Below are 10,511 nucleotides of genomic sequence, written 5' to 3'. Positions count from 1 at the left end.
GAAAGCTACAACCGGAACCTGTCAGGGAAGCTTCTGCAGGCCGAAAATAGTCCAGCTTTTAGCCAAAGAGTACGGCGTCGAGCCCTGGAAGGTCACGCTGAAGGGCAGGGGAAGCGAGATTGGGATAGGAGACGTCAAGGTTCTGCTCAGGGGGGATGGTGCATGATGTTCCCGAATATCCCGGCCCTCAGGTACGACGTCGTTGTCATAGGTGGTGGGCCCGCGGGAATGGCCGCGGCAATAAAGGCCAAGGAACTCGGTTTAAACGTTCTCTTACTAGATGAAAACGACTACCTTGGCGGTATTCTGCCACAGTGCATTCACCCCGGCTTTGGACTCCACTACTACAGAGAAGAGCTGACGGGGCCTGAGTTCGCCTCGCGCCTTGCCAAGAGGCTCGTCGAGTTGGGTGTTGAGTACAGAACTTCGGCCAGAGTCCTTGAAATCAGAAACTACTCCGACCTTGAAAAAGTTGTGTTTTTCACCTCTCCGAGCGGTGCATATCAGGTCTGGACGAAGGCCATCATCTATGCCGCCGGAGCGAGAGAGAGGCACGCCTTCGAAATCGGAATAGTAGGTGACAGGGTTGCCGGGATTTACACGGCAGGAGAGGCCCAAACGCTCATGGACATTTATGGGATAATGCCGGGGAGAGAAGTCGTCATCGTCGGTTCTGGCGATGTTGGCCTGATAATGGCCCGGCGCTTTGCCCTTGAGGGAGCGAAGGTAAAAGCCGTTGTGGAGCTTATGCCGTATCCCGGTGGGCTGGCGAGAAACGTCATGATTCTCAGAGATTTCAACATTCCCCTCTACCTAAGCCACAAGGTCGTGGAAGTTCGCGGAAGGGGAAGGGTCGAGAAGGTTAAGGTCGTTAAGGTTGACGAGAACCTCAACGAGACGGGCGAAGAGTTCTGGATTGAGGCCGATACCCTGGTTGTCTCAGCGGGCCTCGTTCCAGCGGTGAAGAAGCTGAAGAAGATTGGGGTTGAAATTGACCCAGCAACCGGTGGGCCTGTTGTCAACGACAGGCTTGAGACGAGCATTCCCGGAATTTTCGTTGCTGGAAACTCGCTCCTCATAAACGACCTCGTTGATTATGTGGCAGAGCAGGGGGGACTTGCAGCGGAGGGAGCCAAAGAGTTCATTGAAAACGGTGGAATCGAGAGCAGAAAGTGGATTAAGGTTGAGAGAGGAGAAAACGTTAGGCTCATCGTTCCCCACTACCTGAGCGGAGAAAGGGACGTTTACCTATACCTCCGCGTTACAAGGCCAATGGAAAACGTTGAGCTCAGGATTCCAGAGGTAGACAAGAGGATAAGGCTTCCCGTGGTTAAGCCCGCTGAGATGCTCAGGATAAGGCTCAAAGCAGAGGAAATCAGGAAGGCAGAGAGGCTCACCGTGGAGGTGGTGAAGGCATGATTTATCGCTTCACCTGTATAGTCTGCCCACTCGGCTGTGCTATCGAAGTCGAAGTTGAGAACGGGAAGATTAAGGATGTCAGGGGTTGTACATGCCCCAGAGGAAAGGAATGGGCAATACAGGAGGTTACAAACCCCAAGCGGGTAGTGATGAGCGTTGTTCCTGTTGAAGGCGGTGCCCTTCCAACGGTGAGCGTCAAAACTGCCGAACCTGTCCCGAAAGAAAAGATACCCAAGCTTATGAAATTCCTGGCAAACCTAAAATTAAAGGCCCCCGTAAAAATTGGGGACGTCGTTGCCGAGTGGGAAGGGATAAAAATAGTTGCAACGAGAGGGGCTTAGCCCCAAAGACCGTTGAAAGGTGGGGCATTCTCAATGCCCTCTGGCCTTTTTATTATAACCGGCTCGTTTATCTTTGTCAGCGCTTCTCTGTCATGGACGCGGAGGTGAACCGGCACGCTCTCCTTAGTGATGGGGTCTGGAATCAGGAGTGTGAGGTCAAAGTATGTTTCAATGTAATAGGGTGTTCCATCGTTTTTGAGTTTCACGAGCACCCAGCCTTCGTTTGTTTTGACACTTCCATTGAGCCTGAAGAGCTTGTCGAGAGCATAAGTTCTTCCCGTTGCATTGACAAACTGTTCAAAACTGAGGTTAAGTTTGAACTGATATCCGTCAGCAATTGGTAGAATAGTCACGTTTGTCGAGTTGAGCAGGGAGCGAATGGCGTCGAGGTTGTAGGAACCTGAACCGCTTTCCTGTTTGTCGGTCGCATTGTACCACCTGTGGTTTACTTGGAAATAGGTATCGTTGCCCTCAATGTAAACGGGCCAGTTGAACGATATGTTCAGGCCATTGTAATAGGCCCAACCGGTGTAATTCCCCAGAGCCCTTTTGTTGACCCTGTCCAACATTGCGGTGATTCTCAGGTTCATGGTCAGGTTAACGGTCGTGTTCTCCTCAGGCAGGGTAAAGTCCATGGCCATTGTGAAGTTCTCATCGTAGTGGGCAGTTTTTATGTTCTTGATAGCATGGATGACCTTCTCCTCAGTCAAACCCGTGCTTTTGCCCACACATCCCGCGGCAAATACGACCAGTAGAGCGACAACAGCCGATAGGAGGATCTTCTTCATGCTACTACCTCCAGTCGTTTTCACGAGGGGAGGATGCATCTTCCTTAAATACTTTTCGAATTAGGAAAGCTTAAACAAAAGTATGTTAGAAATAATCCCCTCGTAAAACCATAAAAACCTGACAAGAAGAACAAATACACCACAGGATATAAACCAAAGGTCAGCCTTCAATGGCTTCAAACTTCTGAAGGAAAATCCTCAGGTCTGTTTTAAAGGGCTCTTCCGCCCGCTGGAGTTCCTCCTTTAAACGCTCAATGAACTCTTCTTCGTTCTCCGATTCCTCCCAGAGTTCCTTTACGAGTTTTTCCAGCCTGTCCCAGTACTCCACGTAGGGTCGAGCCTCAAAGAGGGCCTCCTCGAGCTTTTTTATGTCCTTCATCGCCAACCCCTCCTGACGAGGTAATACCAGAACCTCTGCCTGTCCTCCTCCTCGCCAAGGATTAGGAAGTAGCGCAGGATTGACAGGTTAACTAAGAGCAGGAATATGAGCATTATGTTATAAGCCGGAACCGTTGCACTCAGGAACGCGAAGTAGTCCCATATGAAGTGGAGGAAAATCGCGAGGGCGTAAAACTGAGAGAGGGACTCAACTTTCCCCTCAGCCTTGAGACCGTAACCAACACCGATTATGGCCGTCCACGTTCCATGGGCAAAGGGCGTGAGGAAAGCCCTTGTGAGTGTTACGGCCACGCCCCAACCTAGGCCGTAGAGGAAGTTCTCGGTAGCCGCAAAGCCGAGACCCGCCGCGACGCCGTAAACCAAGCCGTCCATTATGCCATCCATCTGACCGGCTTTGTAGGGAAATCTAACAGCAAGGGCCTTTGCCGGCTCTTCAACAAGCCCCGCAACCAAGGCAACATAGAAAGCCGTGGTTGGAAGTATTGGTTGTATCAGGCCTCCGACAGTCAAAACGCTTTCGACGATATAGGCAATGCCCACCGAGAGGGTGGCACCCAGAAGGAACGTTGCTATGACGTATCTCTTGGGTTCTGGCTCGTATCTGTCCTTGTGATAGAAATACCAGAGTATCGCGAGGGCCGGAGCGTATGCAAAGAATATCAGAGCCGTCAGCACGTTCATCGCTATCACCCACAAAAGTAACCCACGAGAGGTTTAAACCTTTCGCTAAAGCCTCTTTAAAACCTCCCGGAGACGGGAAAGCCTGCCAAAATCGAGAAGTTCTCCTTCAACAGGAACGACCACTCTAAAGTCCTCCCGATAAAATCTCAGAAAGGGAGAAACAACCTCCCTGAGGACATCGTTTCCATACGCCCAGGGACTGAAGGCGGGAAGAACGATAAGCCTTTCGCCAAAGAGAAACGCCGGAACCTTGAGGATGGCACCAACTTCGTCGCGGAGCCTTATAGCGGGATGCTCATGACCGATTATAAAGCGCTCACCCTCAACCGGTTTGTGACCATGAACGAGCTTCCAACCAGAGATTTCGAGCTCATCAACTATCTCCACGCCAAGCTCTCTAAGCCAAAGAATTCCAACGTCGTGATTGCCCCTGACGAGAACTATCTCTCCAACCAGATTGCCTATCTCGTCAAAAAAGGCCTTCAACTCAGCTCTCTCTCGCCACTCAGGGATAAAGGAGTGTTTTAAGTCGCCGTTTATGATAAGTCTTTTTGGTCTCTCGCGCTCTATAAGGTCTTTCAGATTTCCAACAACTTCGTGAAATACCCGGGGAAGATAAAAACCCTCCTTGGCCATGGCAACTTCGTAACCGAGGTGCAGATCAGCTATTATCAGGTTTTTTCCCAGTTTTAATGCCTTCTCCGGAAGTGGCTCGGGCTTCATAAGATTAAGTTCGATGAAGTCTTTTTAAGCTTTGTTAGGGGAACCGAAAAGGTTTTAAATCCGACCAGTAAGGTAACAATGGTGAGTAAAAATGGCCTATATTGGGTTCGCCAGGAGTTCCTACGGCCCGGCAAAGACCTACGAGCTAATCCTTGAGGAGCTCAAGAAGAGGGGTTTCACAATCGAGTTCTCAAAGCACCACTGGATGGGCGATGCACCCTTTGGGCTGGTCATAGCGGAGACGGACAAAGGAAAAATTGCCGTCAGGTGGAACCTCGGAAAGGAATTCAGCGTAAGGCTTGAAGAGGTAAGCGAAGAGGACTGGAACGAGTTCGTGGAGGACACCCTTGAGTATCTCAGCGGCGATTGATGTAGTGGATTCCGGTTTCATTTACCATTCTCCTAACTGCGCTGAGGTTAAGGAGCATGTAGTTCTTGTCCATGGGCGGAGCTATGTAGCCGATGTAGGAACCGTTGACGAACCTCCAGCTACCGAGCTCCACAAAGTAAACGTCCTGGCCGTTTGAGGAGCTCTTACTGATCCAGACGACTATCGAGAGGGAATCAATTTTCTGGCTTATGTTTACAGCCACATAGCCGTATTCAAGGTTGTCCGTGCAACGGGTTGTGTTCGCCTCGAAGCCCAGGGCCCTTAATGTCCCTTCGTCAATTTCGTAAATCGTGAGAATACCAGTCGGGGTGAAGTTGTAGACATAGGCAACGGAACAGTCACTGAGGAGTCTGTCCCCAACGATGAACTGCCACTCACCCGCAGGTGGAGAAACCCCAAGGTATATTGCCGTAACGTTTGGCGGTTGAGAATTCACGCTACCCATTAAGTCCTTCCACCAAGGGCCAATAGAGAGGACTAGTATTGCAGTGAACGCAACCAGTGACAGTATCACAACCCTGCTCTTTAGGGGATTTTTCATGGGCATCCTCCAAGGGTAATTGGAAAACATCCTAAAAATATTTTATCCTTCTGGATGTTTTCTCTTTTTCACATTCTCAATCACATCGAATAGACTCCAGAGGTCCCTTATGACGTGAAGGTGTGGAATTAGGGCAAGTTTTTCACGGTTCTTTTCAACGAACCTGGCCGTGAAGGGGAAGTAGTACCACACGAACTCGGTTTTCTCATCGCCCCTGCCGATGAAGCGCCAGGGCTTGTCGTCCACCCAGATAAAGGTCTCGTTTCCATATTTTTCCCTAACGAGCCGGAAGGCCTCATCGAGCGTCATTTCACGACCGAAGACGATAACGTCATCGAAGAGGTCGTACAGGCCTGCCATCTTGAGCCTTTTAACCTTCATGCCATCTATGAAGTCCTCGGCCGAGAAAGAAATAACGGTGTGTCCTTCCTCCTTGAGTTTTTTGAGCAGTTCCGGTGAATCGTCTATCGGCTTACTCAGCTTTGCCCTCTCGATGAACCAGGTCTCGAAAAACTTAGTCCTCAGGAAAAAAGGAGGCTTATGGGTCTTCTTGTGTCCCCCTAAGCTCGGCCTCTCGAACTGGAGCTCGATTTTTGTTAGCAACTTCGCCCAGAGCTTTTTTCCGGGAAGCCAGCGATAACGCTTTTCAAGCGCTCGAAGGAAGGCCTCCTCAATGCAGGAATAACTGTCAACGAGTGTTCCGTCGAAATCAAATGCTATTATCATCGTCCATCCCCTTTTGCCCGAGACATTAGGGTGCTTTAAACTTTTGTCCCCTGGGAATAGTCTTGGGAAGTTGAATTAAAGTTTGTTCAATTGTTTTCCAACCATCGTAACTATTGTCACTCAAAAAATTTTTATCCGGGTATCATTAACAACATCCCTGCCAAGGGGGTGTTAAAATGAAAAAAGTGATTGCTACAATCATGGTGGTTGTTTTTGTTCTTTTTTCAAGCACATACGCAGTAGCATGGCCGACCAACGGACCTAGTCTGAACGACAAAATGAACGTTCACCAGAGGCTTACCTACATGGCAATAAAGGCCGTCTATCAGGATAACCCCAAACTCGGTGAAATCCTGATGAAATACCAAAACCAGCTTCTCTACGGTGCCTATGACGAGGACTGGAGAGGCGGGAGCGTAACAATCGGGGGCAAGACGTACACCCTTGAGAGTCAGTATCATTTTATAGACCCGATGGACCACGCAGGGCTATTTATCACTGATATAGCGACTGGACACGATGTTTCCGCCGCGGACAAGGCTCAAGAGCTCTATGAGAAGGCAGTGCAACTCTGGAAAGAAGGCAACTACAGTGGGGCCATGCTGTACCTTGGCAGGACGGTGCACATACTTGAGGACGCATCGATGATTATAGCCCACAACACTCCCCACCTGTTTGAGGTTCTCGAGGAGTTCAAATACGCCGAGGACGCCCATGATTTCGTTGAAAACAACGTCTCCCCCACGGTTGCCGACGATATGCTGAACGGAAGGGTTCCCCTTAACCTGACCCCCATAAAGTGGTGGCAGATTCCCGAGGAGAAAAAGAAGTTCATTCAGGGAGAGGACATATACCGCGGGCCTCACGAAAACGGACACATGAGCCTGTCCAATGGCGTCGCGTGGGCCTACGTGGACCTCGCCGCCCACAACTCATGGCGCTATATGGTCTATGCCACAGGAAAAGACATAAACCTCTGGGGGCCCCTCGGTCATTTAGGTCCTTACTTCTGGACGAGGGAGCTCAAAAAGGGTGACTGGAGTGTTCTTAAGCTCCAGTTCCTTGGAGCCAGCTCCATAACCCTTGTCTTCTTCGACATTGACATGCAGAACTTCTACGGAAAAACTCTCGGCTACGTCGAAATCTACGATAAGGACCACCACCTCATAGCCAAGTACTCCCAAGACCCTAACCTTATAGGGCCCACTGAAGTTACCGTTCCGGGGGACACCGTTTACATCTACACCCACGTTGACAAGGATGACTGGCTGGACGACACGGTTGACGGCTGGTCCATCAGAAACATAGTTGTTCACGCAAACTTCGACCCCAATTCCCCCAGTAACTTCAAGACCCTGGACGGCAGGACGTATACCAAAGTCCAGTGGGCGGTATATCAGACGATGCAGTATGATATCAGACTCGTCGCGGGGCTTATGGAGAAGTTCTTTGAAGACGTAGGCGTTACCGGCTGATTTTCTTTTACCTTTCAATACCTTTTTGCACACTTCCGAGGCCGTGCCCACAATTGAGCACAAAGCATATATTCTAACCATCCAACTTTCAACGACCGTCTTAACCTTTCGAGGTGATTGGCATGGGGAAGCATTACCTTCCAAACCTCGCCCAGAGGGACGAGATGCTGAGGGAAATCGGGTTCGGTTCCATTGATGAGCTCTTCTCCGACGTTCCGGAGGGCATGGTCAAGGAGTTCGACCTCCCCGAGGGAAAGAGCGAGTATGAAGTCTTCCTAGAGCTCAACGAAGTTCTCTCAAAGAACAGAACAGTTCTTGAGATGCCCAGCTTCCTCGGTGCGGGAACATACTTCCACTACATTCCCGCTCACGTCAAATACATAATCGAGAGAAGTGAGTTCCTGACAGCTTATACCCCCTATCAGGCTGAGATAAGTCAGGGCATGCTTCAGGCCCTTTTCGAATACCAGAGCATGATGGCTGAACTCTACGGCCTGCCGGTTGTCAACTCCTCGATGTACGACTGGGGGACTGCCATAGCCGAAGCGGCCCTGATGACCGTGAGACTCCATAGGGGTAAGAGGAAGCGCTTCGTAATTCCGAAGGCACTCAGCCCTGAGAAGAGAACCGTTATAGAGACCTACACCCGGGGGGCGAATCTGGAGATAGTCGAGGTCCCCTGGGATGATGAAGGCAAGCTTGACATGGAAAAGCTCAAGGAGGCCGTTGAGAACTCGGCCGGCGTTTACGTTGAAATGGCCAACTTCTTTGGACTGGTCGAGGAGAACGTAAGGGAGATAGGGGAGATTGCCCGCGAGGCCGGAGCGTACTTCGTGGTCGGGGCAGACCCCACAATGCTCGGGGTTTTTGAAGCTCCCGGAGAACTCGGAGCGGACATAGCCGTCGGCGAGGCCGCTTACCTTGGTAACCCCATGAACTTCGGCGGGCCGAGGGCCGGCGTTTTTGCTGTGAGGAACGACAAAAAGCTCATCCGTCAGATGCCCGGAAGGATAATCGGAATGACGAAAGATGCCGAGGGAAGAAGGGCCTTTGTGATGACGCTCCAGACGAGGGAACAGCACATAAGAAGGGCCAAGGCCACCTCGAACATCTGCTCCAATGAGGCCCTAGTGGCCGTCGCTTCAGCCATACATCTCGCGAGCCTCGGGCCGAAGGGCTTGAAGGAGCTCGGTGAGACAATCCTCAAGAACACGGCTTACCTCAGGAAACGCCTTTCCGAAGTTGCCGAGGTTCCATTCGAGGGGCTATACTTCAAGGATGTTCCTGTTCGCTTCGAAAGGCCCTACAGGGAGATACACGAAGCCCTTCTCGCGAGGGGAATCCACGGTGGCTACTACATAGGAAATCACTTCCCGGAGCTCGGCGAGACAGCGCTATTCTCGGCCACCGAAACGACGAGGAAAGAATGGGTTGAAGCTCTAATCAGGGCCCTCAAGGAGGTGGCCTGAATGTTCCGTCAGGCTAAATGGGACGAACCGCTCATCTTCGAGCTCTCCCGCGAGGGGAGAATCGGTTACACCCTGCCGAAGCCGATTGAAGACGTCAATGTGGAAATTCCCGAGAAACTGAGGAGGAAGAGCAGACCCAACCTTCCGGAGCTGAGCGAGCCGGAGATAGTCAAGCACTACACAAGGCTGAGCGAGATGAACTACGGCGTTGATTCGGGCATTTATCCGCTCGGCTCGTGCACAATGAAGTACAACCCCAAGATAAACGAGGAGATAGCCTCACACCCCGGCGTTGCCTACATTCACCCGTATCAGGATGAAAGAACCGTCCAGGGAGCACTCAAAATCATGTGGGAGCTGGAGCAGTGGCTGAAGGAGATAACAGGTATGGACCGCTTTACGTTACAGCCGGCGGCCGGAGCGAACGGAGAATTTACCGGCGTTTCGATAATCCGCGCCTACCACCTCGATAACGGTGAACCGCAGAGGGACGAGATGCTCGTGGCCGATTCAGCCCACGGAACGAACCCGGCAAGTGCAGCGATGGCGGGCTTTAAAGTCATAGAGATTCCCTCAACGGAAGAGGGAACGATAGACCTTGAAGCTCTCGAAAATGCCGTGGGCGAGAGGACAGCTGGCTTAATGCTTACCAACCCCAACACGCTCGGCATCTTTGAGGACGAGATAGTGAAGATAGCGAGGATAGTCCACAAGGCTGGAGGACTGCTCTACTACGACGGCGCGAACCTCAATGCAGTTCTCGGCAAGGTCAGGCCCGGGGATATGGGATTCGACATAGTGCACCTCAACCTTCACAAGACCTTCTCGACTCCACACGGTGGCGGCGGGCCCGGAAGCGGGCCTGTTGGAGTAAAGGACTTCCTGAAGGACTACCTGCCGGTTCCGCTCGTGAGCTATGACGAAGAAAACGACCGCTATTACCTGGATTACAACGTGCCCAAGAGCATAGGAAAGGTGAAGGAGCTCTACGGCAACTTTGCGGTCATGGTCAGGGCCTTAACTTATCTCAAAATAATGGGACGCGAGGGACTGAAGAACGCGAGCGAGATAGCGGTTCTCAACGCCAACTACCTGACGAGAAAACTGCTGGGAACCCGTGGTTATGAACTCCCTGGCAAGGAACTCAGGAAGCATGAGACAGTCTTTTCGGCCGAGCCAATGAAGAGGGAAACAGGGGTTACTGCAATGGACGTGGCGAAGAGATTGCTCGACTTCGGAATGCACGCGCCGACAGTTTACTTCCCACTGATTGTTCATGAAGCTCTGATGATAGAACCGACCGAGACTGTCAGCAAGGAAGAGCTCGATGCCTACGTGGAAGCTCTGAAGAAGATAAGCGAGGAAGCCTACAGCAGTCCCGAGGTTGTGAAAAGCGCCCCCCACAACACCGCTGTCAGGAGAGTTGACGACGTTTTGGCGGCTAAGAAACCCGTCCTCAGCTGGAGGATGTACCTTGAGCTGAAAGAGAAGGGCGAGATAGACTATTAACTGTCCTTTTCTACCCATTTTTGTTCAGAAAGGTTTTTAAAGCAAGAGA

The 10,511-nt window shown here is 51.3% G+C and carries 12 protein-coding genes and 1 pseudogene; 7 read left to right on the top strand and 6 right to left on the bottom strand.

The window, feature by feature from the left end; genetic code table 11:
• The 3 genes and pseudogenes from MVG27_RS04330 to MVG27_RS04320 all read left to right on the top strand — a co-directional run.
• A pseudogene (locus MVG27_RS04330) lies at window positions 1-166 on the top strand (FAD/NAD(P)-binding oxidoreductase); the annotation flags it as partial.
• Window positions 166-1,419: an FAD-dependent oxidoreductase gene (locus MVG27_RS04325; protein ID WP_297550255.1), complete on the top strand. Its 1,254-nt coding sequence runs from the start codon at window positions 166-168 to the stop codon at window positions 1,417-1,419. The pseudogene MVG27_RS04330 and the gene MVG27_RS04325, both read left to right, overlap by 1 nt.
• A complete protein-coding gene (locus MVG27_RS04320) occupies window positions 1,416-1,760 on the top strand; it encodes a DUF1667 domain-containing protein (RefSeq protein WP_297550207.1) in 345 nt (114 codons plus the stop codon). The genes MVG27_RS04325 and MVG27_RS04320 overlap by 4 nt, the downstream gene beginning before the upstream one ends.
• On the opposite strand, the gene MVG27_RS04315 is transcribed toward MVG27_RS04320, so the two are convergent.
• The 4 genes from MVG27_RS04315 to MVG27_RS04300 all read right to left on the bottom strand — a co-directional run bounded on the left by MVG27_RS04315 (window position 1,757) and on the right by MVG27_RS04300 (window position 4,351).
• A complete protein-coding gene (locus MVG27_RS04315; RefSeq protein ID WP_297550209.1) occupies window positions 1,757-2,548 on the bottom strand; it encodes a hypothetical protein in 792 nt (263 codons plus the stop codon). The genes MVG27_RS04320 and MVG27_RS04315 overlap by 4 nt on opposite strands.
• Before the next feature lie 160 nt (window positions 2,549-2,708).
• Window positions 2,709-2,927: a hypothetical protein gene (locus tag MVG27_RS04310; RefSeq protein ID WP_297550211.1), complete on the bottom strand. Its 219-nt coding sequence runs from the start codon at window positions 2,925-2,927 to the stop codon at window positions 2,709-2,711.
• On the bottom strand, window positions 2,924-3,628 hold the full coding sequence (locus MVG27_RS04305; protein WP_297468288.1) for a PrsW family glutamic-type intramembrane protease: 705 nt from the start codon (window positions 3,626-3,628) through the stop codon (window positions 2,924-2,926). Before MVG27_RS04305 ends, MVG27_RS04310 begins: the two co-directional genes overlap by 4 nt.
• Before the next feature lie 45 nt (window positions 3,629-3,673).
• Window positions 3,674-4,351, bottom strand: a complete 678-nt coding sequence (locus MVG27_RS04300) for a metallophosphoesterase (protein ID WP_297468233.1) — start codon at window positions 4,349-4,351, stop codon at window positions 3,674-3,676.
• 91 nt (window positions 4,352-4,442) lie between these two features.
• Between MVG27_RS04300 and MVG27_RS04295 the strand changes: the two genes are divergently transcribed.
• Window positions 4,443-4,721 (top strand): hypothetical protein, encoded by a 279-nt coding sequence (locus MVG27_RS04295; protein WP_297550214.1) that lies wholly within the window; start codon window positions 4,443-4,445, stop codon window positions 4,719-4,721.
• Here the strand turns inward: MVG27_RS04295 and MVG27_RS04290 are convergent.
• Complete coding sequence (locus MVG27_RS04290) at window positions 4,708-5,289, bottom strand: hypothetical protein (protein WP_297550216.1); 582 nt, start codon at window positions 5,287-5,289, stop codon at window positions 4,708-4,710. The two genes, MVG27_RS04295 and MVG27_RS04290, sit on opposite strands and share 14 nt — an antisense overlap.
• A 36-nt stretch (window positions 5,290-5,325) precedes the next feature.
• Window positions 5,326-6,009: an HAD family hydrolase gene (locus MVG27_RS04285; protein WP_297550218.1), complete on the bottom strand. Its 684-nt coding sequence runs from the start codon at window positions 6,007-6,009 to the stop codon at window positions 5,326-5,328.
• 176 nt (window positions 6,010-6,185) lie between these two features.
• On the opposite strand from MVG27_RS04285, the gene MVG27_RS04280 reads away from it, so the two are divergent.
• The 3 genes from MVG27_RS04280 to gcvPB all read left to right on the top strand — a co-directional run bounded on the left by MVG27_RS04280 (window position 6,186) and on the right by gcvPB (window position 10,462).
• Window positions 6,186-7,484 carry a phospholipase gene (locus MVG27_RS04280; RefSeq protein ID WP_297550220.1) on the top strand — a complete coding sequence of 433 codons (1,299 nt, stop codon included), beginning with the start codon at window positions 6,186-6,188 and terminating at the stop codon, window positions 7,482-7,484.
• 122 nt (window positions 7,485-7,606) lie between these two features.
• Window positions 7,607-8,953: an aminomethyl-transferring glycine dehydrogenase subunit GcvPA gene (gene gcvPA / locus MVG27_RS04275; RefSeq protein ID WP_297550222.1), complete on the top strand. Its 1,347-nt coding sequence runs from the start codon at window positions 7,607-7,609 to the stop codon at window positions 8,951-8,953.
• Window positions 8,954-10,462, top strand: coding sequence for an aminomethyl-transferring glycine dehydrogenase subunit GcvPB (gene gcvPB, locus MVG27_RS04270; protein ID WP_297550225.1), 1,509 nt, complete (start codon window positions 8,954-8,956; stop codon window positions 10,460-10,462).
• Window positions 10,463-10,511: the final 49 nt, after the last annotated feature.

This window comes from Thermococcus sp. (genome assembly GCF_027011145.1).
Classification (GTDB): domain Archaea; phylum Methanobacteriota_B; class Thermococci; order Thermococcales; family Thermococcaceae; genus Thermococcus.
This window is presented reverse-complemented; position numbering and strand designations above follow the sequence as displayed.